At 60.8% G+C, this 26,828-nt stretch carries 24 protein-coding genes; 12 read left to right on the top strand and 12 right to left on the bottom strand.

All coding sequences use genetic code 11. The annotated features are described in order from the left end of the window. The first annotated feature begins 3 nt into the window (after positions 1-3). From ACWIVK_RS01610 to gyrB, 5 genes are read left to right on the top strand one after another with little or no spacing between them, the layout of a single operon-like run. Complete coding sequence (locus ACWIVK_RS01610) at positions 4-1,308, top strand: FtsW/RodA/SpoVE family cell cycle protein (protein WP_448574782.1); 1,305 nt, start codon at positions 4-6, stop codon at positions 1,306-1,308. A gap of 3 nt (positions 1,309-1,311) precedes the next feature. Next, complete coding sequence (locus tag ACWIVK_RS01605; protein WP_448574781.1) at positions 1,312-2,952, top strand: penicillin-binding transpeptidase domain-containing protein; 1,641 nt, start codon at positions 1,312-1,314, stop codon at positions 2,950-2,952. Between the two features lie 58 nt (positions 2,953-3,010). Then, entirely contained in the window at positions 3,011-3,388 is a 378-nt protein-coding gene (locus ACWIVK_RS01600) for a metallopeptidase family protein (protein WP_448574780.1), read from the top strand. 12 nt (positions 3,389-3,400) lie between these two features. Next, on the top strand, positions 3,401-4,381 hold the full coding sequence (locus ACWIVK_RS01595) for a hypothetical protein (protein WP_448574779.1): 981 nt from the start codon (positions 3,401-3,403) through the stop codon (positions 4,379-4,381). Continuing rightward, on the top strand, positions 4,378-6,288 hold the full coding sequence (gene gyrB / locus ACWIVK_RS01590; RefSeq protein ID WP_448574778.1) for a DNA topoisomerase (ATP-hydrolyzing) subunit B: 1,911 nt from the start codon (positions 4,378-4,380) through the stop codon (positions 6,286-6,288). The genes ACWIVK_RS01595 and gyrB overlap by 4 nt, the downstream gene beginning before the upstream one ends. Positions 6,289-6,355: 67 nt before the next feature. Here the strand turns inward: gyrB and ACWIVK_RS01585 are convergent, their stop codons facing one another. The 7 genes from ACWIVK_RS01585 to ACWIVK_RS01555 all read right to left on the bottom strand — a co-directional run bounded on the left by ACWIVK_RS01585 (position 6,356) and on the right by ACWIVK_RS01555 (position 15,584). Next, a complete protein-coding gene (locus ACWIVK_RS01585; protein ID WP_448574777.1) occupies positions 6,356-6,634 on the bottom strand; it encodes an HU family DNA-binding protein in 279 nt (92 codons plus the stop codon). A 94-nt stretch (positions 6,635-6,728) separates the two neighbouring features. Next, the gene (locus tag ACWIVK_RS01580) at positions 6,729-7,544 is read right to left on the bottom strand and encodes a TrmH family RNA methyltransferase (RefSeq protein WP_448574776.1); all 816 of its coding nucleotides are present in this window, start codon (positions 7,542-7,544) and stop codon (positions 6,729-6,731) included. Continuing rightward, the gene (gene rplT / locus ACWIVK_RS01575) at positions 7,541-7,894 is read right to left on the bottom strand and encodes a 50S ribosomal protein L20 (RefSeq protein ID WP_448574775.1); all 354 of its coding nucleotides are present in this window, start codon (positions 7,892-7,894) and stop codon (positions 7,541-7,543) included. The genes ACWIVK_RS01580 and rplT overlap by 4 nt, the downstream gene beginning before the upstream one ends. A 16-nt stretch (positions 7,895-7,910) precedes the next feature. Beyond that, on the bottom strand, positions 7,911-8,111 hold the full coding sequence (rpmI, locus tag ACWIVK_RS01570; RefSeq protein ID WP_448574774.1) for a 50S ribosomal protein L35: 201 nt from the start codon (positions 8,109-8,111) through the stop codon (positions 7,911-7,913). Positions 8,112-8,115: 4 nt separating this feature from the next. Then, a complete protein-coding gene (gene infC, locus ACWIVK_RS01565) occupies positions 8,116-8,724 on the bottom strand; it encodes a translation initiation factor IF-3 (RefSeq protein WP_448574773.1) in 609 nt (202 codons plus the stop codon). Positions 8,725-8,774: 50 nt separating this feature from the next. Further along, positions 8,775-11,114 (bottom strand): DUF2298 domain-containing protein, encoded by a 2,340-nt coding sequence (locus ACWIVK_RS01560; protein WP_448574772.1) that lies wholly within the window; start codon positions 11,112-11,114, stop codon positions 8,775-8,777. A 9-nt stretch (positions 11,115-11,123) separates the two neighbouring features. Continuing rightward, positions 11,124-15,584 carry a DUF2298 domain-containing protein gene (locus ACWIVK_RS01555; protein ID WP_448574771.1) on the bottom strand — a complete coding sequence of 1,487 codons (4,461 nt, stop codon included), beginning with the start codon at positions 15,582-15,584 and terminating at the stop codon, positions 11,124-11,126. Between the two features lie 172 nt (positions 15,585-15,756). Here ACWIVK_RS01555 and fmt point away from each other — a divergent pair, with 172 nt between their 5' ends. The 7 genes from fmt (at position 15,757) to ACWIVK_RS01520 (ending at position 22,511) form a co-directional block, all read left to right on the top strand. Next, positions 15,757-16,698, top strand: a complete 942-nt coding sequence (gene fmt / locus ACWIVK_RS01550) for a methionyl-tRNA formyltransferase (RefSeq protein WP_448574770.1) — start codon at positions 15,757-15,759, stop codon at positions 16,696-16,698. A gap of 20 nt (positions 16,699-16,718) precedes the next feature. After that, on the top strand, positions 16,719-17,447 hold the full coding sequence (locus ACWIVK_RS01545) for an endonuclease V (protein ID WP_448574769.1): 729 nt from the start codon (positions 16,719-16,721) through the stop codon (positions 17,445-17,447). Positions 17,448-17,870: 423 nt separating this feature from the next. Continuing rightward, entirely contained in the window at positions 17,871-19,526 is a 1,656-nt protein-coding gene (locus ACWIVK_RS01540) for a thiamine pyrophosphate-binding protein (RefSeq protein ID WP_448574768.1), read from the top strand. Continuing rightward, positions 19,523-20,293: a peptidoglycan editing factor PgeF gene (gene pgeF, locus ACWIVK_RS01535; RefSeq protein ID WP_448574767.1), complete on the top strand. Its 771-nt coding sequence runs from the start codon at positions 19,523-19,525 to the stop codon at positions 20,291-20,293. Before ACWIVK_RS01540 ends, pgeF begins: the two co-directional genes overlap by 4 nt. Before the next feature lie 24 nt (positions 20,294-20,317). After that, on the top strand, positions 20,318-21,010 hold the full coding sequence (locus ACWIVK_RS01530) for a YggS family pyridoxal phosphate-dependent enzyme (protein ID WP_448574766.1): 693 nt from the start codon (positions 20,318-20,320) through the stop codon (positions 21,008-21,010). A 3-nt stretch (positions 21,011-21,013) separates the two neighbouring features. After that, positions 21,014-21,811 carry an MBL fold metallo-hydrolase gene (locus ACWIVK_RS01525; protein WP_448574765.1) on the top strand — a complete coding sequence of 266 codons (798 nt, stop codon included), beginning with the start codon at positions 21,014-21,016 and terminating at the stop codon, positions 21,809-21,811. Between the two features lie 160 nt (positions 21,812-21,971). Further along, positions 21,972-22,511 (top strand): helix-turn-helix domain-containing protein, encoded by a 540-nt coding sequence (locus ACWIVK_RS01520; RefSeq protein ID WP_448574764.1) that lies wholly within the window; start codon positions 21,972-21,974, stop codon positions 22,509-22,511. A gap of 54 nt (positions 22,512-22,565) precedes the next feature. Here ACWIVK_RS01520 and ACWIVK_RS01515 read toward each other — a convergent pair whose 3' ends face one another. The 5 genes from ACWIVK_RS01515 to ACWIVK_RS01495 all read right to left on the bottom strand — a co-directional run bounded on the left by ACWIVK_RS01515 (position 22,566) and on the right by ACWIVK_RS01495 (position 26,823). After that, the gene (locus ACWIVK_RS01515) at positions 22,566-23,066 is read right to left on the bottom strand and encodes a CBS domain-containing protein (protein WP_448574763.1); all 501 of its coding nucleotides are present in this window, start codon (positions 23,064-23,066) and stop codon (positions 22,566-22,568) included. 71 nt (positions 23,067-23,137) lie between these two features. Next, positions 23,138-24,772 (bottom strand): NAD(P)H-hydrate dehydratase, encoded by a 1,635-nt coding sequence (locus ACWIVK_RS01510; RefSeq protein ID WP_448574762.1) that lies wholly within the window; start codon positions 24,770-24,772, stop codon positions 23,138-23,140. Positions 24,773-24,786: 14 nt separating this feature from the next. Beyond that, on the bottom strand, positions 24,787-25,230 hold the full coding sequence (gene acpS, locus ACWIVK_RS01505; RefSeq protein WP_448574761.1) for a holo-ACP synthase: 444 nt from the start codon (positions 25,228-25,230) through the stop codon (positions 24,787-24,789). Then, positions 25,202-26,518, bottom strand: coding sequence for a UDP-glucose dehydrogenase family protein (locus tag ACWIVK_RS01500; RefSeq protein WP_448574760.1), 1,317 nt, complete (start codon positions 26,516-26,518; stop codon positions 25,202-25,204). Before ACWIVK_RS01500 ends, acpS begins: the two co-directional genes overlap by 29 nt. A gap of 17 nt (positions 26,519-26,535) precedes the next feature. Further along, a complete protein-coding gene (locus ACWIVK_RS01495; RefSeq protein WP_448574759.1) occupies positions 26,536-26,823 on the bottom strand; it encodes an acylphosphatase in 288 nt (95 codons plus the stop codon). Positions 26,824-26,828: the final 5 nt, after the last annotated feature.

The raw sequence follows: 26,828 nt of genomic DNA, 5'->3' as shown, positions 1-26,828 counted from the left end.
TCGATGAAGCGAGGAGACCCGTTATTTCGCTGGCTCGAACTCCAGCTGCTCGTGGTACCGGCGATCGCCGCTCTCGTTGGCCTATTGACGATCTACCTCGCTCGAGTCGGGACCACGCGGTGGACGTGGAGCGATCTGACCGTCAGTCTGGTCTTCATCGCTGTCCTAGGCTTGACGAGTATTTGGCTCAGCATCCTAGGCCTCCGCGGTGATCAGCTGGTGCTTCCGATCGTCGCAATGCTCGCCTGTCTCGGCTTATTGCTCAGCCAACGCCTCAGTCCTACTGTTGGAAGTCGCGGCGTCTGGGCGTCGCTGAGTCAACGCCAACTGGCGTATCTTGTGCTTGCTTTCGCTGTGCTCTGGGTCACGGTTGCCGTGGTCCGTCGGTTCGAGTGGATCAAGCGCTTCAAGTACACCTGGGCACTGGGAGCATCGGCGTTGACGCTGTTTACCATGCTTTTCGGAACTGATCTCGGTTCGGGTGCCCGTCTTTGGCTCGATCTCGGACCGATCACCGTGCAACCTGGAGAAATCGTGAAAGTCTTGCTCGTGTTTTTCCTGGCAAGCTATCTCGACGACTACCGCGAGCTTTTGACCGGTTCGTACCGAATCGGACCACTTTCGCTGCCTCCGATCCCCTATCTCATTCCACTGGTCGCGATGTGGGGAATAGCTGTGCTAGCCGTCGTTTTGCAGAACGACCTCGGTAATGCATTGCTCCTGTACGGTGTTTTTCTCGTCATGCTGTACGCGGCGTCGGGTCGCGGCTATTACGTTGCGGGAGGCCTTCTGGCTTTCACCGGAGCAGTCGTCCTTGCGCTGCGCGTTTTTCCCCGAGTCCAGCAGCGTATCCAAATCTGGTTAAATCCATGGAGCGACCCCACCGGATTGGGCATGCAACCTGTCCAGGCTGACTTAGCGTTTGCGCATGGCCATATCTTCGGGTCCGGCTGGGGATTCGGGTATCCGCAGGCGATACCGGTCGTTGCAACCGACTACGCGTTCGCTGCGATCGGGGAGGAACTCGGGAGTTTGGGGGCGATCGCCCTCGTCGCGCTCTATCTCGTGCTCATCCTTCGTGGCCTCCTCATCGCCCTGCGCATCCGAAACAGCTTCGTTCGCCTTCTGACAGTCGGACTCGTCACGGTGCTCGGTTTGCAGACGATCATCATCCTCGGGGGAAACGTGCGACTGCTACCCTTGACCGGGATCACTCTACCCTTCGTCAGTGCAGGCGGAAGCTCGCTCATCACGAATTTTCTCATCGTCGGACTGCTGCTCCGTGCCAGCGAGCAGGCGCGAGAGTGAACGATGGTCCGGAGAGTCATCCCCGTAGCAGCATTTTTGGCCTCACTCGGCGTTCTCGCCTACGGGATCGTACGGACGAACGATCGAACCGATCCGATCTGGTTCGCTCTGCTTCTCGTAGCTACCAGTTTTTGGGTGATCGCGCTTGTGCCGGAGATTCGTCGGCTGGCTCGACGGCGCGCGCAGCCGATCTTGCATATCGCTTTGGTGCTCACGCTCGGCTTCAGTTTCGTCACCGTGCAGATTCTGCGGGCACAACTTTTCGATCGTGAGCGGATTCTGGCTCGAACGAGCGACCCAACGAGTGGCGTGATCGACGTGCGGCGCTATGCCCTGGAGCGCTCCGTAGCCCGCGGGAAGATCCTCTTGTCCGATGGCTCGGTGATCGCAGAGGATAGGCTAGAGGATGGACGCAGAGTACGCCGTTATCGGACCAGCGCCGCTTATCTGGCCGGGTACTATTCGCCAGGCCTCTACGGTGCTGCCGGTTTGGAAGCGCGTTACGACGCTGACCTGTCTGGGAGGACAGTCTCTTCCTGGCAAGCCTGGCTGGACGGGATCCTCCACCGGAGGCGAAGTGGAAACGATATCGTTCTCACCATCGATCCTCGACTGCAGCAACTCGGGCAGTCGCTGCTTGGCGATCGCACTGGTGGAATCGTCTTGCTCGATGCCGACACTGGGGCGGTCTTGGCACTGGTCACTGCACCGGCATTCGATCCCAATTTGCTCAGCGTTCCGCTCGGTGCCTCAGCAGACGACGTGAGGCGGGCCACGTCCTATCTCGATCGCTTGCGCGAGGACGGACGCGGCCCCCTTTTGCTCCGGCCGATACAAGGCTTGTATGTACCAGGATCGACATTCAAAACGCTTACAGCGGCAGCTGCTCTGCAGTCGGGTGTTGCGACGCCCGACACCGTTTATCGGGATGACGGTGCGCTCGTGATAGACTCGCGGGTGATCATCGAACAGAATCGCCCAGATCCTGCTCGTGTGAGCTATACGTTGCGAGAGGCATACGGCTACTCGCTGAATGTGGTCTATGCTCAGGTCGGTCTGGCTTTGGGAGCCTCTCGGCTGGAGGAGTCCGCGCGCGCAGCGGGGTTCGGTGAACGCATCCCATTCGATCTACCCGTCGCGGTCAGTCGATTGACCGACTCGCCTGATTTCCTCAGCGCACCGGCCGGATTGGCCGAAACAGCGTTCGGGCAGGGACAGTTACTGGTGACTCCGCTCCAGATGGCTCTGGTCGTTGCTGGTGTCGTGAGAGACGGAACGCTTCCGGAACCGTATCTCGTGCAGGAGGTTCGTGACGCAGCTGGACAGGTGATTTGGCATCGCGAGCCACGTATCTGGCGACGCGCCTTCGACCAAAAAACAGCGAAAGCTCTGCACGAACTCATGACCTGGTCGGTCGAACACGGGTACGCTCGAGCAGCACGCATCCCGGAAGTGACGGTCGGGGGCAAGACAGGGACCGCTGAGGTGGGAGGACTCGCACCGCACGCTTGGTTCATCGGCTTTGCCGAGCGGGGTGATGTCCGCGTCGTCGTTGCCGTCGTGGTGGAGCACGGCGGATCGGGAGCACAGGTCGCACTGCCGATCGGTAGAACGCTCTTGGCTGCGGCAGTAGGGATGGAGTGATGCGCACCAAAGGGGTCGGATCTGGTATACTTGTTCGGGTTTAGTGACAGGGTATCGCATGCCGGTCGTCGTGACGCGTCGTGAATTCGAGGAAATGGTCCACGATGCCCTGAGCCGCCTGCCTGAGGAGTTCCGACGGGCATTGGACAACGTCGCTCTGGTGATCGAGCGCGAACCGCGTCGACATCACCGCCGGCTGGCTGGGAGCCGCACCGGTACGCTCTTCGGGCTCTACGAGGGGGTGCCGCTGACGCATCGAACCACAGGATACGGTCTCGTACCGCCAGACGTGATCACGCTTTTCCAGGGACCCATCTGCCGGGCAGCCCGTGATCGACAGGATGTTGCCCGAATCGTACGCGAGACCGTTCTGCATGAACTGGCGCACTACTTTGGAATCGATGACCAACGACTGCTGGAAATCGGGCGGTATTGAAAGGTGAGGAGCGTGGGATCTGCACCATCGCGCTCACTCCGAGAACCCGCACCAGCTGGAGTGATCGATACGATCGGGACGGCGTTCATGATTCTCAACCGCCGTCCTTATCTCGCGCTGATGGTTGTCGGGCTGGATCTCCTTCTCTGGTTGGGACCACGCATCTCAGTGAGCGAAATCGGGCGTGTTGTGAACCAATTGCTCAGCCGCCCCGGACTCGGCGGACAGGCACCCGCACCGGTTCCGGTGCTGAGCGCGGACTTCGACGCTTTAGTCATCCTCGCTAGCTTGATTCCGAGCCTAGTGGCAGCACTCGGTCCAGACAATATCGCGCTCCCGTACCAGCCACTCGTCCTTCAGCCGATGCTCGCCGTGAGTATCGGGATAGTGTTTTCACTCTTCTTGGCGAGTGTCGGCCTCGGCATGAGCTATTGGACAATCCTCGCACATGTGGTGCGCGGCGAGCGTCTGCGACGAGTGCAACTTTTCCGGAGCACGGTCCGCAACACGCTGGTCATGCTCGCCTACTTGGGATTGCTCGCGCTCGCCGCAGTGGGATTGTCGTTCCTCGCGGGTTTCACCTTGTTTGGGGCAACGCTCCTCGGGCTGGGAGACTTCGTTCTCTTTCTGTTCGGGATCGCCACAGTCGTCCTCGCGATCGTGTTCTACATCGGGACCTTTTTCGTCGAAGACGCGATCGTCTTGAGCGGCGCGGGACCATTCCGCGCTCTCATCTATAGTCTCGGCATTTGCCGAATCGCCTTCTGGCCGACCATGCGCTTCATCGCAGCGAGCCTGATCGTCCAACTCGGACTTCCTTTGGCCTTACGAGTCTTCACCCAAAGTGCAGCGGCGGTACCGTTTGCACTAGTGAGTCACAGCTACGTGGCAACAGGGCTGATCTTGGCCAGCTTGCTCTTCTATCGCGAACGGATCGTGCTTCTTCTCCGTCAGGGTACGAACGCGAAGCGAGAAGAGGAATCGCGACAATGACGAACTCAACGACACGCTACGATGCGAGTGCCATTCAGGTTCTGGAGGGACTCGAGGCTGTCCGACGTCGCCCCGGGATGTACATCGGCAGTACGGATGTTCGGGGATTGCATCATCTCATCTACGAGATCGTCGACAACAGCGTCGACGAAGCACTGGCTGGGTATTGCGATCGGATCGAGGTCACCATTCGCCGGGATGGCTCCGTCCGCGTTTGGGACAATGGGCGAGGCATTCCTGTCGATATCCATCCGAAAGTCGGCAAATCGGCGCTGGAAGTCATTATGACGACCCTCCATGCTGGAGGGAAATTCGGTGGCGGTGGTTATAAGGTTTCCGGTGGTCTTCACGGAGTCGGGGCATCGGTGGTCAATGCGCTTTCCGAATGGCTCGAAGTGACCGTGCGACGGGACGGTAACGTGTACCGCCAGCGGTACGAGCGAGGAGTCCCGGTGACGCCCGTCGAGACCATCGGGGAGACGACACCCGACGATCATGGAACCGAAACGGTCTTCCTGCCTGATCGACTTATCTTCCGCTCGCTCGAGTACCAGAGCGACCTGCTCTTGCAACGTTTTCGGGAAGTAGCCTATCTGACGAGCGGATTGACGATTCACTTCGCCGACGAGCGCACCGATCTGGAAATGACCTTCTACTTCGAGGGGGGCATTGTCTCCTTCGTGCGGCATTTGAACCGGACGAAGGAAGTGCTGCAGCCGCAACCGTTCTACGTGAAGCGAGAGCAGAACGGTTGCCTGGTGGAAGTCGCGATCCAATACACGGACGGCTACGCCGAGTCGACACACGCGTTCGCCAACAACATCAACACGATCGACGGTGGGACGCACGTCACGGGATTCAAAGCAGCACTCACCCGGGCGATCAACGAATATGCTCGGCGACACGGTCTTCTCAAAGAAAACGACCCCAACTTGAGTGGCGAGGACGTCCGGGAGGGACTGACCGCGATCATCTCCGTCATGCTTCCCGAACCTCAATTCGAAGGGCAAACGAAGACCAAACTCGGAAATGCCGAGGTGGCCGGTATCGTTCAATCGATCGTCTACGAATCGTTCACGAACTATCTCGAAGAGCATCCTGCCATCGCGCGGCGTATCATCGAAAAGTGCTTGACTGCGGCTCGGGCGCGAGAGGCGGCCCGCAAAGCACGCGAACTGGTGCAGCGCAAGGGGGCGCTCGATACGTTCAGCCTTCCCGGGAAGCTGGCCGACTGCACCGAGCGCGATCCGGCCAAGGCAGAGCTTTATATCGTGGAGGGTGACTCGGCAGGTGGCTCAGCCAAGCAAGGACGCGATCGCCGCTTCCAGGCAGTGCTTCCGCTCCGCGGCAAGATTCTCAATGTCGAGAAGGCGCGACTGGATCGGATGCTGCACAATGAGGAGATCCGTGCCCTCATTACCGCGCTCGGCACAGGCATCGGCGACCAATACGACCGCTCGAAACTGCGTTACCATCGAGTCATTTTGATGACGGATGCCGATGTCGACGGCGCGCACATTCGAACCTTGTTGCTCACTTTCTTTTTCCGCTATCTCGAGGGACTGATCATCGACGGCCATCTCTATATCGCCCAGCCACCGCTCTATCGTCTTCAGAGCGGGAAAGAAGTCCATTACGTTTATTCGGACGAAGAGCGCGATGCCATTCTCAATCGGGGTGACGGGAAGACGTGGGACATACAGCGCTACAAGGGACTCGGGGAAATGAATCCGGAGCAGCTTTGGGAAACGACAATGGACCCAGCTCGGCGTACGCTGCTCCAAGTGACGATCGACGATGCCGTACGGGCAGACGAGACGTTCAACATGCTGATGGGATCAGCTGTCCCACCACGCAAGCGCTTCATCCAAGCGCACGCCCGAGAGGTACGGAACTTGGATATCTGACGAGCGGGGCTGGTGGTCCATGCGAAGTATCGCGCCACCGTGCCCCGCTCCTCGCGGACGAGTTCGATCACCGCCCTGCAACAGCACGCTTGAGCTGGGTGCCAGGGCGGAAGCTGGGGCTTCGCCGGGCGGGGATTTCGATAGGCTCGTTGGTCCGCGGATTGCGACCGCGGCGGCGAGCTCGCTCACTCACTCGGAATGTCCCGAACCCCGCGATACTGACTTCCTCTCCCTTGGCGAGTGCTTCTTGGATAGTCTGGAACACCGCATTGACGATAGGAGCCACTTGACTCTGGCGGGCATTCGTTCGTTCGGCGACGACCTTGATGAGATCGCTCTTGCGCATGGTTCGACCCCCTGATTGACCTTCCCGATCCCCGATCTCCAATCGAGATCACCCTCACTATAGCATGAACGGCGAAATTTGCAAGGGAGTGCGGCTACTCTCCAGTAGTCGCTTTGTACTTGCCATGACGGCGCTGGCGAGCAGCCTCGAACAGAATGATCGATCCAGCCACCCCGGCATTGAGTGACTCGACCCCGCCACGTAAGGGGATCCTGACCTCGTCTGCAGCCAGTCGCGCGAGTTCCCTGCTGACACCGTGTGCCTCGCTCCCGATCACCAGCGCGGAAGCGCGCGTCCAGTCCCGTTCATCGTAGGCACGCGGTGCCTGGGGATGGGCAACTACGATTTCGATTCCTGGAAAATCTCGCTGAATCGCAAGGAGATCGAGCGTTGCGATCGGCAGATGGAAGTGCGCTCCCGCTGCTGCCCGAACCACCTTGGGATTGAAAGGATCCACTGTGCCCGGCGTCAGCAGCACCGCATGAGCCCCAGCTCCGAGTGCCGAGCGCAGCAATGTGCCGAGATTGCCGGGGTCCTGTAGTCGATCGACGATCAGAGCTAACAGCGGTTCCGCTGTCGGTAAGCGGAGGGGAATAGCAGGAATGGGGAAGACGGCGACCACAGCTTGTGGCGTGATCGTCTCGGCGATCTCCTGCAAGACGCGCTCTGTGACGGCGATCATCCGTGTGCCAACTGCCTGGGCACGAGCGACGACTTCTTGCTCGCGTGGATCGAGACGCGTTGGGACATAGAAAAGAAAGGAGGGTCGGAAGCCCGCCTGCACAGCATCAGCAATCGTCTTCGGCCCCTCAACGAGAAAAGCCCGCTCCCTCTCGCGGACTCGTCGCTCGTGAAGGGAGCGGGCGAACTTGACGAGCGGATGATGTCGAGAACTGATGACCGTCGTCACCGAGCGCGACGGGCAACCTCGACCAGCTGACCGAAGGCGGACGGATCGTGCACCGCGAGGTCAGCGAGCATCTTCCGGTCGACTTCCACACCGGCCTGTCTCAGCCCATGGATGAAGTCGCGATAAGGCATACCATGCTGACGCGCAGCCGCATTGATTCGAACGATCCACAGTCGTCGGAAATCGCGCTTGCGCGCACGGCGGTCACGATACTGATAGCGTAGCGCCTTGAGTACTGCTTCGTTTGCGTGTCGATAGAGTTTGCTGCGGCCGAGTTGGTAACCCTTGGCCAGCTCGAGGATTTTCTTGTGTCTTCGATGCTTGGTGACGCCTCGCTTGACGCGAACCATCGCTCTCCCTCACCTCTCACCAGGCGTACGGTAGGAGCGGCTTGACACGGTGCGTATCGGACGGGTGAACCGGCACCATCTTATCGAACGAACGACGAACCCGCGGCGCCTTTTTCAAGCGGTTGTGATTGCGAGCATGCCGCATTCGCATCACTTTGCCTGTCCCGGTAATCTTGAACCGCTTGGCCGCGGCACGCTTCGTCTTCATCTTCGGCATGATGTCACTGTCCCTCCGCTTGTCGTTCTTCGCTGCTCGCTGTCCTGGTTGCCTCGACACGCCCGGGAGCGAGGAACATGACGAGTGTCCGGCCTTCAGCATGAGGCGGTTGCTCCACGACCGCTCTGGGACCGAGCAGATCGATCACGCGCTGCAAGACACGCTCACCCAAGTCCTGGTACACGATCTCCCGCCCGCGGAACAAGACGGTCACTTTGACTTTCGCTCCGTCGGTCAGGAACTGCTGGATTTGGCGAACCTTGGTTTCCAAGTCATGCGTGTCGATCCGGGGACGCAAGCGGATTTCCTTGACTTCGATCGTCTTCTGCCGCTTGCGCGATTCTCGTTCCCGCCGGCTCTCCTCGTAGCGGTATTTGCCGTAATCCATGATCCGGCAGACTGGAGGGCTCGCATTGGGTTGGACTTCTACCAGATCGAGCCCGCGTTCACGAGCCAGGCGCAGGGCCTCCTCGGTGCGGACGATCCCCAAATGGTGCCCGGTCTCGTCGATGAGGCGAACCTCGGGAACGCGAATCCGTTCATTGACCCGAAGTGGCCGTGTTGTACTGATCGTGACCCTCCTCGCTTCGAGGTCGAAATGATCCTCAACCAAACCACGCTCGGCGTGGCAAACCCGATGGTAGCACGAGCAGGTGTGCCCGGTCAACGCTGCGCTACCGGTGCGTAGATCGTCACCATCCCGTCCTGGTAAACGGGTGCCCAACCGATCTGCAGTAGAACCGTCTCGAGCGCTTTGGCGGCGGGCGAAGGGAGGAGCGGGCAATTCGGTCCGAGTCCCGTTCGCTCCAAAGTCCCTACGAAGACGTAAGAAACGTCGTACGTGTCGAGTACAGAAGAGACGGTTTCCACACCTGGTTGCTCAAAGAAGCGGCGGAGCTGTTCTCGACGATTCTGGAGCATTGCCAAGTCTCGAGCACTTCCACGCCGCCACTGGTACTCGTGCCCTTCCCAGCCCAGAATCGTCGAGCGGCCGGTAGCCATGGATACCCGATTGTGCGGTAGTTCGCCGACCATACCGTACGAGCATCCTGGTGCCTCCAAGACGACGGCATCCGGTCGGGTGTTCTCGCGTAACCACGCGATAGTCCGGAACTCCTCGGGATGGGCCTGTCGCAGATAGGCGAGCCCGTCGAGACCGGCCAGCTGGGCAAATCCGTCAGTCCACTTCCAGGCAGACAAGGGCGTATAGGAAGCTGCGGCGAGTAGGGAGAAGCCGACAACGGCGATCGCCATGCTCTTTCCCCAGGATTTCCAGTGCATTAGGGCATGCACGAGAAGCGGTGGTAGAGCGATCGCCTGGAGCACCCAGGCGTCGAAATAGACCTTGAACACGGTATTCATCCGGTCACCGAAGACATCACGCAAGTACAAAAACTCGACAGCGAGAATGGCAGTCCAGCCAGCGGCGACCATCGCCAGCGCGGCCAGGCGTTCGGGTGCCGCGGTTCGCTCTCGCCACAGTGCCCAGGCGAGTCCAGCCAGCGGCAGGCCGAAAACCACGAGAGCCGGAGTGGCGCTGGCCACGCCAGCAACGAGAGCGAAGCCGACCGCACCAGCCAGCACAGCCGGTCGCACTCGCTCGAGGTCGGACCCACGAAAGATCGAAGCGAGGGCTACGAGACCGCAGACGAGCAGGGGACCGTGAGCACGGAGCAATTCACCGAACGAGCTGCGTTCCCACACGACGATTCCGACCGTACGGAGGAACCAACTGGCCACTGGCACCCTCGCGAGGAAGGCCGGCAGTTCCTCAGCTCGTGCGCCGTAGGCCGGGACATAGTTCGCTTGGAAGGGGAAAGCGACGAATGCTGCTGCGCTGAGAACGAGAGCGCCCTGAACGACCGTCATCCGGATCGAGCAACGCGGACGCGCGAGCAGGACCAGTCCAGCAGTCACCGTCGCGAGCGGCACTCCCCACGTATTGGTGATCCACAAGCAACCGAGGACGATGCCCACCAGTATCGGCAATGTCCAGCGCTCTCGACTACCATGCGCTCGAGAGAAGGAACCAGGAGAGTGATCGATCGCATAAGCCAGCGCTTTCGGTGCGGCAGATGCTCGTGAAAGAGCGATGAGGACGATCAGAAAAGAGAGAAACAGGGGGAGGGCGAGGACGTGAGGATGAAGGTCACCTAGAACAAAGGAAAAGGATGGGAATTCGTTGATCGTCGGTCGCGGCGAGCTGTCCCACGGAAAGCCGCTGTCCACGATGACTCGAGAAGCTTGCCAACCGGGTCCAGCCCACCACGATGCAGCGAGTGCGTCACGAGGGTCCTGCAAGAGGAGCCATGCCGTCTGCCAATTCCCGATACCGACGAGGAGCAAGAGTGCGAGTGCTCCGACGAGGACCCGGGCTTTGGATCCGTATTCGGCAGCGAGTAGCCAAGTCGCGACGTACGCAGCGGTCACTGAACCAGCAAAGAGCGAAGCGAGCGCCAGATTGAAGGCGAACTCTGGCTGACATCCCAACGTCTTGGCGATGGCACCAAATTCGACATAACCAAAAACGTAATAGTTGATCGGTCGACCGGCGAACCAGGGGTCAGGGGGCGGGAGATGTGGAGTCGCCCAGGCTGCCGAGAGGAAAGCAAGCTCCATCGGCTTTTCGGTATAGCGGATCGCTGGATTGTAACTACGAAAGAGAGCATAGAGAGCGTATGCGCCTGTATGGACGAGGAGGAGAGGCCACGCTGTTGCGAGTTCCCACAGCGACTGCCACCATTGCCCTCGTGCGATGACCAGCCCCCAACCGACGAGAGCGAGGAGCGAAAAGACGAGGAGCAGTGTCACCCTCGTGAAGGGAATTTCGGAGAACATACCGACCCACCAAAGGGGAAGCACCGCCAATGCTGGTCCGGCAGCGAGAGCGATCCCCTGGGCTGGTCGCCCAGCAAGGTGCAACCAGCGAAGCCATGGAAAGGTCGCCGCCGCAGCCGCGAGCCAGATCGCCTGCCACAGCACGGCCAGCTCGACATCGCGCATGTGGAGTACTCACCTCTCGCTGAGCGGTACAACCTCGTAAATGACCGTGTCGCCGAACCTCACAGCCACGCGAAGCGTCTCACCGATCAAGGCCTCGAATGCCGCGATCCCCTCAGGTGAGGCATAGACTTCGTCCGGGATCGTCGCCCCAGCAAACCCTGGCTGGATTCGCCAGCGCCGTTCGACCTGTCCCACGACCACGTACCTGACTCGATACTGGTACAGCAACCAACGCTTCCGCGCGGGATCAGTGGTCTGGTAGATCTCCCGGATCGCGATCAGTCGCTCGTCGACTGTCGGTCCGAGCGGCGACTCCAACCGGATCGTTCGATCAGTCGGGACAACTCGCGTGCGTTGTTGGCGTTCGTGCCGATCCCAACCCAAAACAGTCGGGAGACCAGTCGCACTCGAAAGGCGAGACCCGTTCCCACGGTACGGGCCGATCGAAGCCTCGAGAATCACCGAATTGTCAGTGACGTTCCGTCGTAACCACTGGATCGCGGCAAGGTCCTCGCTCGTCGAGATCGGCTCTCCGCGACTCGTGAAGTAAAAGCCGTCGCGCATCCAGGCATAGCCATCGAGACTCCCTGGCTGCGGGGTGGACGGCAGGCGTAGCGCCAGTCGTTGTGGCGTGCCGAGGAGGAGGTAGAGACTCGAAAGGCCGATGACACCGACGAGAACGAGCTGGGCGAACGTACGTGCTCGCGTTCGCCGAGTCGGCTGCGCGTGCCACCGATCGATGAAGAGACCCCAGCCACTCAACGCGAGGAGCGGCCAGGCCTCGAACGAGAGCTTGAAGACAGTATTCATCCGCTGCCACGGTGACCCATAGAGATCGTCGACGATGACGACCGTTTCCATCAGGATGACGATGCCTGCCGCCACTACCCACAATCCCGGAAGCGGTGCTCGCCGGTCACGCCAGTGCTGTACGAGCCATGCACTCACGAGGACGGTCGGTACGACGACCAGGGATGCTGCCAACTGTCTGGTGCCGAACAAGCCAACTGCTACACCTAAGAGGGCGACGAACCACAACGTTTCCGGGCGCACCGGGTCGAAACCAGCGAGTGAGCAGCCGAAGGGGACGACCAACAGCACGATCACCAGCAACAACACGATCCATGTGTCGTTGGCGGATAGTTCGACCCTACTCCAGCTACCGCTTCGGAGCAGGAGGCCGGCAGCATAGCCGATCGCTGTTGTACCGACCGCAACCAAACCGAGGCTCCAGAAGGAACGCGCCGGAAGCGACCAGTTCGCGACGACTGCAAGCACCGGTAGCGCGAGCAGTATTCCGAAGTGCACGAGAAACTGCTCAGGAGAGGTGCCGTTGCCCAACAAGCGCACACTCGTGACTGGACTGACGAAACGTTCGTAAAACGGCCAATAGATGAGCCGCGATGCTGCGAGAGCGAGGATGCTCCCACCGATGACCCACACCAGTTGGGCAGGTCGGCGCGGTCCGATTGTGACGAGCGTCATCGCGAACAGTAGGAGGGCTACGAGGGGAAGATCCCAACTGTTGACTACGATGACCGTGCTCCCGATCACCACGCTGACCATCCAACGCAGAGCGCGGTTCCGGATAGGTGCCTCCTGATCGGCGTGAGCAGCTACGATGAGAGCGATGAGGCTCAACCAGAGAGGAAGTGCGATGAGGTGCGGATGGAGATCAGCATACAAAAACGAAAAGTAGGGGAATTCCGTGATCGCCTGGGCGATCGCCCGCGAGCTCTGCCAAAAATCGATCGCCAGCGAACGCCGGGTCACGACCTGGACGAACGGGTCGAAATTGCCAGCGAAGAGGATCCACCACAGGGAGCACACTCCCGGCACCAGACTGCTGACGAGTGCGCGTTTCCACCAAGGGGTACAACGATCGCTGTCCACTAACCAGCGAACCACGGCGAGTCCGAGCGAGACCGCGAGACTCGCCACGAGGCCGGCAACGGTCGCGACTGTCAGCTGAAAAGCACGATCGGGTAAAAGTCCGCTCAACTTCCACAGCAAAGCGCTGACGAAGAATCCGTAATAATAATAGTTCTGTACTCCATCAGCGAGCCACGGATCGTATGGTGGCAACCAGCGACTGCGCGCGACCGCATTCGCGTACGCCAGCTCCATCGGCTTTTCGCCGCCGAAGAACGGGTGCCAAAGGTCCGGATAGAGCCAGCGCAGCACGAGGAAGAAAGCGAAACCGAACCAAAAGCTGCCCTCGACCAGCACAGCGCGCGGGATGACATGTGGCCGAACGACTGCCCCCAACCAGTGCCGCCCCCACCACCAGAGCAACCCCGCCACACCGGCCATGGGCAGAAGTAGCCACGGCAGCTCGAACGGGAGAATCCGCCAGCTGGCTGCCAGCCAGATCGGGTACGCTAGGACGATCAGCCCGAGCGGCCGGGCAAGTGCCAGTCCCGCATCGGGGAGTGGCCCGCCGAGACGCAACGCCAGTGGCAATCCCGCGATCCCGATGGCCAACGTGAGAGCAACCCACCAGACGATCGCTTGCCAATCCCGAGCCAGCCACTCGTTAGCCCAACCCAGATCCCGCGCAACCGCAACGCTCTCGGCTGGCCCGTCCAGGAGTTGTCGGTAGGACTCCGGGCGGTCGCGTTGCGGGTACCAGGGACGTTGTAACGCCCAGGCGAAGCGCAGACGCAGCTCGTCCTCGCTGAGTTGGCGTACTTTCTGATAAATCCGGACGCGCGGATGGTCGTAGACGGTGAAACTCTCGTCCGCTTCCAGGTCGCCCAAGCGCAACGCACCGAGCCGCGATTCCTGCTCGGCTTCGTACACCAGTCGGAAACCGAGCGCTCCCTGATCGAGCAATCGGTAGTACTCGCTCGTCACTGGGTAACGCCACGGCAAACGAGGAATCGATCTGGCCAAGCGATCCGAGGACAGCACGATATAGTCGACCTCGGAAAGTCGTGCGGCGAGGTAACGAAACGCTTCCTCCGGTGGTCGATCATCGTAGAGCGCGAGCGTGACGAACCGATAACGCTGGTCAGGAGAGATACCCGTCACCGAGAGAGGCAGACGATCATCCCAATGCTCGACTCCCAGAACGGAGCCCGGCGGAACGTGAGACACGATCCAGTAGGACGCCTGCACCCTCGTATGCGGATGTCGATAGATCGTGCTGAAGGCACCAGCCCACGCCGCGGTAGCGCCGAGCACGAGCAGTACAGCGAGACTGACACCCGCTCGCTGCCAGCGGGAGGAAGATCGCTCCAGCCACTCGCCCGAGGTACCTGCCACCAAAATGGCCAGTGGAGCGACCAGGGGAAGCGAATACCGGAGATACTTCGTCTCTGCCGTCCAGGCTGTCAGGCCGTACGCGAGGATCCAACTGAGAAGGAGAAGGCGCGTGACCAACGCACGCTGACGTTCGGTGAAACCATGACTGTCGGTCGCTGGCACTCGGAGACGAAGAGAGACGATCGCGGCCACAAGTTTTCGTGCCTCACGAACGATGACGAAGACGCTCAGCGCCGCGAAGGCAGGCCCCAGCCCCCAACGAAAAAGCTGCTCGAGTTGATAGACGATCGGAACAGTGCCGACATACTGCCGCGTATAGGGAACGTCGAAACGCCCCTGTGCGATCTCCCACTCACGCACGATATCGCGCAGCGTCGAGCCAGGATCGAGCAGCGTGTACGGCTCGAGGACTGCGAAGGTGATCACGGTACTGGCCAGCAGAACCGTCCAGGGCGTACGCGTGACCAGGTTCCGCACCAGGTTCGGGAGATCGGGGACCGCATTGCTGAAGCCAACACGGGAGCCGCACCACAAAAGTGCGATGCCGATCGGCACCGCGAGTGGCCACATACTCACTTTGCACGCGAGCGCCGCGGCGTAGAACGCTCCAGCGAGCGCTGCCCAACGACGTGACCCTGTCTCCGCCAGGTTCACTGTGGCCCAGAGCGTCGCCACCCCGAAGGTCGTCGCCCACGGATCGACCACGAAGAAATGTGCCTGCTGAATCGTCACGACACTGAACCCAATAAGAAGGCCGGTGATCGAAGCAGCTGCTCTACCGAAGGCTCGCCAGGCAATGAGCATTGCGAAGAAGAGACCGACAACGTCGATCAGCGCCGTCAGGAAACGTCCGCGGAATGCCAACGCGCGGTACAGGTCCCGTACCGTTCCCGGTTCGATGCCGACGGCATGGAGCAGTTGATCAGTAAGCCAACTAGTCGATTCCAAGAAATAGAGAGGCAAGGCGCCATAGGCGAAGGTCTGCGGGAATCCGTCGGGTCCAGCCGATCGAGGGTTCCAGGGACTTCGCCTCGGATCGAGCAAATCAGTAAGGTGCTCGGGCGTGCGGATGCGGTCGACCGCAACCATCAATTGAAAGCGTTCGTCCGGGTGCAGGAGGTGCCCTTGGTCCCAATCGAGGCCGTGCAGACGGAGCAGCAGTGCACTGCCGAGTATCAGGAGTAGCGAGAAAGCGTTTACCAAACGGCGTGCCGATATGGCTGAACGCTCTCGAACAGCGACCCTTGAGCTCGTCGGTCGATCGTCGCGCACGTCCCCTATCCCCATGACCCCGCAAATGATGCCCGACTCCGGAGAGCCATGGTAGGGTAGAAGAGGATGGAACGGTCGCGCGAGATGCGGGGAGCCCCAGTCGGTGGAGAGCAAACTTCGTCTGGTCTTCTTCGGAACACCGGAATTTGCTGTTCCTGCGCTCCGCACACTCGCAGCACAGTCGGACTTCGCAGTCGTCCTGGTCGTAACCCAGCCGGATCGACCGGCGGGACGGGGTCGGGGACTCCAACCTCCGCCAGTGAAGGTGCACGCGCAGGAGCTGGGGCTTCCGTGTTGGCAGCCAGAAACACTTCGTACGGCCGAAGCGCAGGCGAGACTCGCCGCCGTGGCACCGATGCTCGCCGTTGTGGTCGCCTACGGCAAAATCATCCCAGCATCGATGCTTTCGGTGCCGCGGTATGGCTTCCTCAACGTGCATCCCTCACTGCTTCCGCGCTATCGCGGGGCCAGTCCGATCCAGGCGGCCTTGCTCAATGGTGATGCGATCACGGGCATCTCGTTCATCGTCATGACCGCCGAGTTGGACGCCGGTCCGATCCTTCGCCAATTCGCGATCCCTATCGCGCCCGACGACACGGGAGCCACACTCGGCACTCGACTCGCCGAGATCGCGGCTGAACTCCTCCCCGATACGATCCGGGATTGGCTCGCAGACCGACTCGTACCGGTCCCTCAGGACGAGAGAGAAGCAACGTATACGCCTCCGCTCACGAAGGCTGATGGCCGAGTGGACTGGTCGGAGCCAGCGGAGCGCATCGAGCGGAAGATTCGGGCCTTGCAACCCTGGCCATGTGCGTGGACCACAGTGAGCGGTCGTCGCCTCATTCTCCTGCGGGCACGACTGTTAGAGACGGAGATCGACTTGGCACCGGGTTGTCTTTCAGTCACGTCAACGACGGTGCTCGTTGGCACCGGAACGCGGCCACTCGCGCTGGAAACGGTTCAGCCCGAAGGGAAGCGAGCGATGTCCGCTCTCGACTGGTGGCGCGGTGCACGACTGGCAAGTGGAACCTGCTTCGAGTAGCGTCGACTCCGGATACCCGAATGATGTCGTCACGCTTCGTACCAGGAAATCCAGCGCTCTCTCCGCTGGAGCTCGAGAGACTCACTCGTCTGCAGGCAGAGCTGGCAGGGAAGGTAGTGGAAGTCCCTCTTCCCAAAACACCCCGTTTCATTGCGGGTGCAGACATGCACCTGCGTGGGGAGCGAGCCATCGCAGTCGCTGTCTGCTTCGAGCTACTGACTGAACCACCCAGTGAGGAAGCGACGGACTTCCTTCCGCTCCGCGAGGTCGCGAGAGCGATCGCCGAACAAACGGTGACCTTCCCCTACATTCCAGGGTTTCTCAGCTTCCGAGAGGCGCCCGTGATCACCGAAGCGGTCCTAGCTCTCGAACAGGCACCCGATCTTCTCGTCGTCGATGGCCAAGGACGAGCGCATCCCCGACGTTGCGGTCTGGCGAGCCACGTGGGGGTCATGCTCGACTTGCCAACGATCGGCGCAGCCAAATCCCGGTTGTACGGGGCGTACCGCGAGCCGGGACCGGACCGTGGAGCGTGGACACCATTGATCGCTGAAGGAGAGATCATCGGTGCAGCAGTGCGGACGCGGCCGGGTGCGCGACCACTCATCGTGTCGGTCGGGCACCGTATTACGCTCCAGGAAGCGATCCGCTGGGTGCTCCGACTCAGTCGCTATCGGATTCCAGAACCGACGCGATGGGCACACCGCTATGCGAAGGCGATCGCTGCCTTGATCGACACGGGTCGGTGACGATGGAACAGGAGCTCGCCGAAACAGCGGCTCCCCGCGAGTCCTGATCCGTCCGAGGGACCAATGAGTCCGTCATCGGATCGGCGTTCGCGTCAGGTGGTGAGTCCGCGCGCATCGCGGAGTGACTCCGCTGTGCGACTGTCCGAACGAACTCGGGCAGAGCGAGCCCAAAGAGGGTCCTACGCTGCCGTGGCGGACCGACGGCAGAGGGGCAGCCGGGCTTTCGCTTTTGCGTATAAGGGTTCTTATACGCATATATCTGGCCGCGAACTTCCCAGCCGGAGCAGTGTGTCGCGCCGACTCGTTCCGGTTCGGTGAACCAGCCAACGGCGACCGTCTCGGGAATACTCTGGCATTGCACGGAGATCCGCCTTCTCCTACACTGCGCCGCGGGCATGGGAGCACTTCGGGAGGTACTTGCAGATGAACTCGGTGGAGATTCCCACGACCCCCTCGGTGGCACGCGCGCGCCAGGAGACGGGTGCTGAGGCACTCGTCCGCGCTCTCGAGGCGCATGGCGTGGAAGTCGTCTTCACCATCCCCGGCGTCCACACGCTCGATCTCTACGCCGCTCTCGAACGAAGCCAGATTCGCACGGTTCTCCCGCGGCACGAGCAAGGTGCCGGCTACATGGCCGACGGGTACGCGCGAGCGAGTGGCCGCGTCGGTGTTGCCATCACCGTCACTGGTCCTGGACTGACTAATATCGTCACGCCGATCGCCGAGGCATTCGCCGATAGCTCGCGAGTCCTGGTGATCAGCACGTGTCTCGATCGACCGTACCTTGGCCAATTGGATGGACGACTGCACGAGATGACGGATCAGCTCGCTGTGGTCCGTCCAATCGTGAAGTGGGCACACCGCGTCATGAGTGCCGCAGAAATCAGAACAGCCGTTGCCGAAGCGTTTCGTCAACTCTATGACGGGCGACCGCGCCCGGTCTATTTGGAAGTTCCCCTCGATGTTCTGCGCGAACGCACAGCGATGACCGATCCGCTCGTCATCGCCGTTCCCAGAGCGATGCCTGATGACCATCTGCTCGACCGAGCAGCGCAGCTCTTGGCCGAGGCGAATCGGGTGTTCGTTCTGGCCGGCGGCGGAGCCGTCTCCGAGCGCAGCAGCCAGCTGCTCAGTCGACTCGCCAGTGCCATCGGCGCAGCCGTCACTACGACCGTGACTGGTAAAGGCGCTATCCCCGATGACCACCCGTTGGCCATCGGCGCCTTCGGCTATCGCTGGACGCCGGACAACCCAGTGAGTGAGCTCATGCGAGGGTCGGACGTGACGCTCGCCATCGGGACCGGATTGGGAGCACGGACGACCGGGGAAGGGACGATGTCGCTTCCCGTACCACTGATCCATATCGATATCGATCCTCTGGAGTTCCATCGGCGTTATCCGGCAGCCGTTGCGCTGCGAGCCGATTGCGCCGAAGCGCTCGCTGGGCTCCTCGAGCGCGTCGAAGCAGGTTTCCGCCCACGCTCCCGTTGGGAACCGAGCGAGATCGAGGGCGTGCGTCAGCGATTGCTGAGCGTCACAGATGAAGCGGCGCGGCGCTATCAGCCCTGGCTGATCGCGCTGCGGCGCGCACTTCCGCGCGATGCCTTCACCGCCCACGACATGACGATGGTCTGCTACGAGGCTGTCCGTGCGTTTCCGGTCTTCGTTCCGCGCACCTACGCATTTCCACGGGGGTTCGGCACGCTCGGCTCCGCGCTCCCGATGGCGATCGGTGCAAAATACGCTCGTCCGGATCGTCCGGCAGTCGCGATCTGTGGCGACGGTGGAATCCAGTTCACCGTGCAGGAGCTCGGAACCCTCGCTCACTATCGGCTGCCGGTTATCGTCGTCATTTTCGATGACCGGTCACATACAGCTGTCAAGCGCGCGATGGAGCAGGCTGGGATCCGCCCCCGTGATGTCGATCTCGTAAACCCGGACTTCGTCGAACTGGCACAGTCCTACAGGCTGAACGCCGTCCGTGTGTCGGAACCTGCCGAACTCGAACGAGCAGTCTCCCAAGCTGTTGTCGATACGACTCCTTGGGTGATTCACGTCATGTTGGGGAAAGAGCCATGATCGTGCTTCCCTTTCGATTCGCTCGCTTGTCCGCACTCGGTATTCCGCACGGTGTGACCAAGCGGGACCCCTCTTTGCCCGTTTCCGGATCAGTGAGTGGGAATGCCACTCTCTCGATCGTGCTCGCTAATCGACGCGCCTGGTGGGAACGCCTCGGAGTACCGCTCGAGCAGACCGTCTTTGCCCGCCAAGTGCATGGCACGCAGGTTACTGTCGTCACGGCGTCCGAGCGTGGTCGCGGAGCCCTCGAACCGAGCACGGGAATTCCGGAGAGCGATGCACTCGTAACGACGGAACGGAATCTGCCACTCGCCGTAATCTGTGCTGATTGCGTGCCAGTCTTGTTGTACGCTCCTGACGTCCCCGCTATCGGCGTCGTTCATGCCGGTTGGCGTGGCACCGTGGGCGGGATAACGCGGCAAGCAGTCCGCATCTTGTGCAACGAGTTTTCCGCTCGACCCGAGCGTTTATTGGCCTTTCTCGGACCATCGATCGGCCCGTGCTGCTACGAGGTGGGGGAAGAAGTGATCACAGCCTGGGTCGCTCGTGGGCCATCGGGCAGACATCAGGCTGTGCTCTCGCGAAATGGCCGGGCGATCTTCGATCTTTGGCGGGCCAACGAACTGCTCCTCATCGAAGAAGGAATCGTTCCAGAGCACATCGAACGATCCGCTATTTGCACGCGCTGTCATGCCGAAGAGTGGTTCTCGTATCGCGCGAACGGCGCACGTGCCGGTGCCCAGGCTGCTGTGATCGCGCTCCCTTGATCGACAAGGAATCTGGAGAAGGCCATGGAAGACTACGAGCGACTGCGCGAGAATTTGGCTCGCGTGCGATGCCGTATCGAACGAGCGGCCGAGCGAGCTGGACGGCTTCCACAGAACGTACAGATCGTCGCTGTTACGAAAGGGATCGATCGGGACAAGGTGCAGGCTGCGTACGAACTCGGCCTGCGTTTTTTCGGGGAAAATCGCGTGCAAGAGGCACAGAAAAAATTCGGTGATAATCCGCTTCCCGCTGATGCCGAGCTTCATCTCATCGGCTATCTGCAAACCAACAAGGTTCGGCACGCCGTCAAGCTGTTCGCTCTGATCCATTCCGTCGACCGTGCAGCTCTCATCGAGGAACTGAACGAACGAGCTGTGCGCGTCGGTCGCCGCCTTCCTATCCTGATTCAGGTGAATATCGCTGGTGAGGAACAAAAACACGGTTGTCGACCGGTTGAAGCGGCTGAGCTTCTCTCTTTGGCACTCACGAAACCACAGTTGGAGGTGCGCGGCTTGATGACGATCGCCCCACTCGTTCCAGAAAGCGAACTTGTGCGACCGATCTTCCGCGCTCTGCGGGAACTGCGCGATCACCTCCAAGAACGTTTCCAACACCCTCTTCCTGAGCTTTCCATGGGCATGTCGAACGATTTCGACATCGCTGTCGAGGAAGGGGCGACGCTCGTCCGCATCGGTCGCGCGCTGTTCGGAGGTTGATCCATGGACGTTTTCTGTTTTGGCAGCGGCAGCGAGGGGAACGCTTTTCTCGTCCGTACGCAGCGGACAAGCATCCTCATCGATGCAGGATTGGCTCCGACGACGCTGCGCCGCCTCTTGCGCTCGAGCGGAGTCGGCGATCACGAGCTGACTGCGATCGTCGTGACGCATGAGCACCATGATCACGTTCGGGGGCTCGCCGGATTGCTCCGCTGGCAATCTTGCCCGGTCATTACGACGGCTGGAACGGACGCCGTGCTCCGGTTGGAATTTGAGCGTCGGCTGATGGTCACCTATCAGCATTGGCTGGAAATCGGTGATCTCGCGCTCTGCCCAGTACCGGTGCCGCACGATGCGAGCGAGCCGTTCGGCTTGCGCTTAGCGACATCTCACGCCGAAATTGCTCTGTTCACGGATCTCGGCACGGTGACCGACGAGGTGCTCGCCGCCTTATCGCGCGCGGACCTGATCGTGCTCGAGGCGAATCACGATCGAGATCTCCTTTGGCGCGGACCATACCCGGAATGGCTCAAGCGGCGTATCGCTTCACCGGCTGGGCACCTCAGTAACGACCAGGCAGCGCAGGCGCTCGCCCAGTTGTCGGGTCCACCACGGACCATCTGGCTCGCTCATCTCTCGCAGAAGAACAATGACCCTCGCCTCGCCCTCGGTACGGTCCGCGCGCGACTCGGTTCCCCGTGTCCCCACCAGCTCGACGTACTCCCACGAGGTGGTATGGTCTACCGGTGGAACTTTGCTTCTTCCCAGTACCGGCTGAGCCCAGACAGTGATCAGGGATAATCGAAAAGAGAGCATGGATTGGCTGTGCCTCGCTGGCACTGATCAGAGCGTGGACACCGCCGAGCGAGCCGGACTTTTTTGCTCTATTGACGGGCAGCTTCGGACTCCGTAGAATGGGTACGTACACTGGTCGTCCGATTGCTCGGCGGGAGGAGAACCCGTGGATGCTCAGAGCTTGAATTATCAGCGGGTCATCGATGACGCGCTGAAGATTCTCTATTCGCATCACTATCGGCTGATGTCGCGGCTACTGCCTCGTGTCGTCGAGCAGATCGATCTGCGCGAGAAGGAACTCCTCGAAGAGCTCCGAGCGAGTCCGATCGGGCAGGTGTTGCAACGTCTGGCTGCTATTGCGCAAGGCAGGCTGATCGAGCAACGGGAACGGATTCTGGAAAACATCGAACTGGTCCTCCAACTCCTCTTTTGGGCACCCGGCGCAGAGGACTACTCTGTTCCACGTGCCTTCTGGGAAAGCGACCTCGGGAGACTGCTCTCGCAGGCGAAGTTCCGAGCTTATGAGCCGAGCGAGCTTGTCAGCATCACTCAGGCAGCCCACAGTCTCGGTGTCACACGTCCGACGATCTACCGGTGGATGGACGAGCGCAAGCTGGAGTACGTCCGCGACGAGCACTCCGGCCGAACGTTCATCATCCGCCGAGACGTCGAAGCCTTACGCCAGCAACTCCAGGAATCGGCCTGATCGACCGTGACGACTCGTCGACTCAGCCGAGCGGTTCGAACGATCCGACACCCGCTAAGAGCGGCTCGCCAGGAGCGTTGGGAGTTCGCCGCGTTCTTCGAGCGTCATCAGCCAGATGAGATCCGAGCGCGAGACGATCCCGAGGAGCCGTCCCTCCTCGTCCACAACCGGCACCGGGTTGACTCGGCGCCGATACATGAGTGTTGCGAGCGCTTCGATCGTTTCTTCTGGTCCGATCGTGATGGCCGGGCTCGACATGATTTCGGCAGCTTTGGTAGCCAAGATCTTGCGGAGCTGGGTTTCGTCGCCCGTTCCAGGTATCTTGAAGAAAGCATCGAGAAACGGAACGTAGAGCGGTGCATTGAAGCTCGCCTCGCGCGCGATCAAGTCGAACTCGGTGACAATACCGATAACTCGCCGCTGCTCATCGATGACGGGCACACCCGAGATCGCATTTTCCCACATCAGGCGGGCGATTTCGCCGACTGACGTCTCGGGACTGATGGCAACGACATCACGAGTCATCAAGGAGCGAACCCGAATTTCTTGCACCATCTTCTGCTCGCTCTCCTTTTCGATCGCCTGACCAACTTCATGATCGCGATGGGAATCGCTCTTCCATGCACTCAGTTCCCCTCGATCGCCGAGACGACTCGCTCCGGTGACCATCGGGGATCGTACAGTGCTCGGAGGACTTTCGGCAAAGCAGCGACGACGTCGGAGGCGGTAAGCGAGAGCGTACCGGTCGACACCACGGCGTGCAGCGCAGCTTCGCTAGCGATCACGACAGCAGCGCCCGCCGCCTCGCGTGGTCCCAGCCCCTGCGCAGCGAGCCCAGCGATCACACCAGCGAGCACGTCTCCTGTCCCAGCAGTCGCCAGCGCGGGATGGACCTGAGGGGCGATCAGGAGCGACCTGTCAGGGCATGCGACAGCCGTGTGGCCGTACTTCAACACGACGTGCTGCCCGAAGGTGACCGCCGCCTCGACGGCCTGCGTCCATGGATCTTCCAAAATCTTCGTCACATCGCAACCACACAAGCGAGCGAGTTCACCAGGATGAGGCGTAAGAACGAGTCGTGCCGCGCGAAGTTCTTCCCACCAGTTACCCATTTTGGCGAGCCAGTTGAGGCCATCCGCATCGATCACCGCATAGCCAGCGAATCGTTGCGGTATCTCGTCATCCGCCGGTACACCAAAACCGAGGGCCCCACGCCGCACTCGACCGAGTCCAAAGAGATAGTGGAGCAACTCTTCGGCTGTCTGGTCTTGACCGAGTCCAGGGCCGACCAGCAGAGCACGGTAGCGTGGGAGAGCATCGCGCACGAGATTGGCCCATCGTTGGCCAGCTCCGACATCACCGTCAGGAGCTGGCAGGAACGTCACATCTGGAAGTGCCGCTGCGATCGAGGGCACGAGCGATCGTGGAACGGACAGTGTCACGAGTCCTGCCCCAGTCCGCAACGCTGCACTCGCTGCGAGACGAGGGGCCCCGTAATAGTTCGGGGCACCACCGACGATCAGGAGAGCGCCGACTGCCCATTTATGGGTCTCTGCAGTCCGTTCCGGGAGCCATCCACGAGCATCTTGGAGCGTCACGAGCGCAACACTTCCAGGGCTGACCGGAGGCTTCGGTAGGCCGATGTCGACCAATCGGATCAGCCCTGTGTGACGAAAAGCAGGAAAGCGATACGCACCGATCTTCGGCAGTCCGAGCATAATGGTCAAATCTGCACGAAAGGCCTGCGCGTCAGCAGCACCGGTATCGCTGTCGATGCCGGAAGGAACGTCGACCGCGACCAACACCGTCTTGCGTACACGACGAGCGCGATGCGCAGATTCGAAAATCGTCGCGACCGGCTCGGGGACTTCCGGTCGCCCACCGATCCCGAAAATGGCATCGACGATCACATCGGCCAGCGAGAGTTCACGATCGAGTTCTTCGCTCTGAATCCAGCGGCAGTGTGCCAAGCCGGTCGGCTCGACCGGGATCGCACCAGGTTCATGTCGATTCCAGCTCCAAATTGCGCAGTCCCAACCAGCCAGTGCCAAGAGGCTGGCAGCGACTAATCCGTCTCCACCGTTGTTGCCCGGTCCGACGAGAAACAGTGCTCGCCTTCCCTGCTTTCGAGACACCAGGAGCTCGATCGTCTCCGCCACACCCTGCCCCGCACGCCGCATGAGTTCTGTCAACGAGAGACCCTGGGCGACTGCTTCAGCTTCAGCACGACGAACTTCCTCGACACGACACAACTTCTCCATACTCGACTCTCCTTTCAGTGCTGGGAGTGCTCGTACGGACTGTGCTGGTCGGAAGTGCGAAAAGTGGCGACGACAACCGCGATCGCCAGATCGCGGGCATGAGTCAGGGAAACAGCGATGTGCTCGAGCCCGAGAGAGTGAGCACGCTCCCGGGCAGATCCGTACAAAATGACTAACGGTTTCCCACGGCGGTTCGGCAAAATCTCGATATCGCGCCAGCGCACGCCGCGGACTCCAGTCCCGAGCGCTTTCATCACCGCTTCCTTGGCTGCGAAGCGGGCTGCCAGTTCGGCCACTCGGCCAGCATAGCGGGCGCGCTCTGCTTCCGTATAGACCCGTGCCAGAAAACGGTCCCCGAAACGGGCGAGCGTGCGCTGGATTCGCCAGATCTCGATGGCATCGACCCCAACTTCGACCGGACCTGCCGCGTCAGGATTCCAGATCGGTTCGATGACCACGGCCAACTCCAACGTAAACGAATCCCAGACTTCGGACCTCTGCTGGTTCATAGATATTGCGCCCGTCGACGATGATGGGGGTGCGCATCAGTCCCTTCACCCGGCGGAGATCGGCTTGCTTGAACTCGTTCCACGGCGTCGCGATGAGTAACGCGTCGGCTCCGACCACCGCGGCATAGGGATCCGGTGCATACTGGGCATCGGGTACTTCTCGTGCTGCATTCGCCATCGCTGCAGGATCGTAAGCTGTTACGAGTGCTCCCCGCTGAAGGAGCATGCGTAAGACGTCCAGAGCGGGAGACTCGCGAACATCGTCAGTGTCTTGCTTGAACGCAAGACCCCAAAGCGCGATCGGACGCCCATGGAGATCACCGAGAAGCTCTTGCACCTTTCGGACGAAGCGGCGCCGCTGATCCTCGTTGATTTCCAGGACCGTATGCAAGAGTTGCGGATGGCACCCGACCCGTTCGGCCATCGCTGCCAGTGCGCGGACATCCTTAGGGAAGCAACTACCGCCGAAACCCAGTCCTGCTTCCAAGAAGAGCGGGCCGATCCGTGGATCGTAGCCCATGCCCTGCGCGACGATCTTGATATCAGCCCCGACTTGCTCACAGATCTGGGCGATCTCGTTGATGAAGCTGATGCGGGTGGCCAGAATCGCGTTAGACGCATACTTGATCATCTCGGCACTACGTCGGTCTGTGATCAGAATCGGCGCGTTCAGGACACGATAGAGATCGGCGACTCGCTCAGCTGCCTCGCGATCCTCAGCTCCGAGTACGATACGGCTCGGATGGAAGACGTCGTAAACCGCCGAACCTTCGCGCAGAAATTCCGGATTCGTCACCACGGCAAACGTCGCGCTTGGTGGTTTGAGCTGTTCGATCAGATCCGAGACGAAGTCTCCGGACCCGATCGGCATCGTGCTCTTGTTCACGATGATGGTATGGCCGCTCAGGTGCCGAGCAATCGTCTCGGTGGCTGCTCGCACCGCTCGCATATCGGCATCCCCATCGAGAGTCGAAGGGGTACCAACGCAAATGAAAACGAACTCGGCTCCCGGGATCGCCTCTGCATAATCGGTCGTGAAGCGAAGACGCCCAGCCTCGACATTGCGTCGGATCAACTCCTGCAGTCCTGGTTCATAAATCGGCATCTTCCCCTGGCGAAGCTTGTCGACCTTCTCGACGTCGATGTCGATACCCCACACACTGTTGCCGAGATCGGCAAAAGCCCCCCCATAAACGAGCCCAACATAACCGAGACCGACGATCGCGATCGTCGCCATGCTCTGTCCCCGCTTCCTCAGCGCCGAATACTGAAATCGTCGAAGTGTCCAGTCGGCTCCACCCAGGCGCATTCCACGCGCTCGACCCACGCACCTGGTGGACCTGTCCGAACTTGGTCACGAAGGGTTTCCAAGGCTGCTCGCCGACCTTCCGCCCAGATCTCGACCGATCGCCCGTCCTCACGGTTGCGTACCCAACCTGTCAGACCGAGGCGTTCGGCCATCTCGACGACGAAGAAGCGGAAACCGACTCCTTGAACGCGGCCGAAAACGAGGCAGTGAAGTGCTGCACGATCGTCCATCATCTCAC

It is taken from the genome of Thermomicrobium sp. (genome assembly GCF_053493975.1).
Note: the sequence above shows the minus strand (reverse complement) of the source record. Positions and strands in the feature narration are given on the sequence as shown.

Excerpts from the sequence above, each read along its gene's own strand:
- ACWIVK_RS01610 (WP_448574782.1), top strand. The coding sequence starts at position 4 with ATGAAGCGAGGAGACCCGTTATTTCGCTGGCTCGAACTCCAGCTGCTC.
- ACWIVK_RS01605 (WP_448574781.1), top strand. The coding sequence starts at position 1,312 with ATGGTCCGGAGAGTCATCCCCGTAGCAGCATTTTTGGCCTCACTCGGC.
- ACWIVK_RS01600 (WP_448574780.1), top strand. The coding sequence starts at position 3,011 with ATGCCGGTCGTCGTGACGCGTCGTGAATTCGAGGAAATGGTCCACGAT.
- gyrB (WP_448574778.1), top strand. The coding sequence starts at position 4,378 with ATGACGAACTCAACGACACGCTACGATGCGAGTGCCATTCAGGTTCTG.
- ACWIVK_RS01585 (WP_448574777.1), bottom strand. The coding sequence starts at position 6,634 with ATGCGCAAGAGCGATCTCATCAAGGTCGTCGCCGAACGAACGAATGCC.
- rplT (WP_448574775.1), bottom strand. The coding sequence starts at position 7,894 with ATGGTTCGCGTCAAGCGAGGCGTCACCAAGCATCGAAGACACAAGAAA.
- rpmI (WP_448574774.1), bottom strand. The coding sequence starts at position 8,111 with ATGCCGAAGATGAAGACGAAGCGTGCCGCGGCCAAGCGGTTCAAGATT.
- ACWIVK_RS01560 (WP_448574772.1), bottom strand. The coding sequence starts at position 11,114 with ATGCGCGATGTCGAGCTGGCCGTGCTGTGGCAGGCGATCTGGCTCGCG.
- ACWIVK_RS01545 (WP_448574769.1), top strand. The coding sequence starts at position 16,719 with ATGATGTCGTCACGCTTCGTACCAGGAAATCCAGCGCTCTCTCCGCTG.
- ACWIVK_RS01540 (WP_448574768.1), top strand. The coding sequence starts at position 17,871 with ATGAACTCGGTGGAGATTCCCACGACCCCCTCGGTGGCACGCGCGCGC.
- pgeF (WP_448574767.1), top strand. The coding sequence starts at position 19,523 with ATGATCGTGCTTCCCTTTCGATTCGCTCGCTTGTCCGCACTCGGTATT.
- ACWIVK_RS01530 (WP_448574766.1), top strand. The coding sequence starts at position 20,318 with ATGGAAGACTACGAGCGACTGCGCGAGAATTTGGCTCGCGTGCGATGC.
- ACWIVK_RS01525 (WP_448574765.1), top strand. The coding sequence starts at position 21,014 with ATGGACGTTTTCTGTTTTGGCAGCGGCAGCGAGGGGAACGCTTTTCTC.
- ACWIVK_RS01515 (WP_448574763.1), bottom strand. The coding sequence starts at position 23,066 with ATGGTGCAAGAAATTCGGGTTCGCTCCTTGATGACTCGTGATGTCGTT.
- ACWIVK_RS01510 (WP_448574762.1), bottom strand. The coding sequence starts at position 24,772 with ATGGAGAAGTTGTGTCGTGTCGAGGAAGTTCGTCGTGCTGAAGCTGAA.
- ACWIVK_RS01500 (WP_448574760.1), bottom strand. The coding sequence starts at position 26,518 with ATGGCGACGATCGCGATCGTCGGTCTCGGTTATGTTGGGCTCGTTTAT.
- ACWIVK_RS01495 (WP_448574759.1), bottom strand. The coding sequence starts at position 26,823 with ATGATGGACGATCGTGCAGCACTTCACTGCCTCGTTTTCGGCCGCGTT.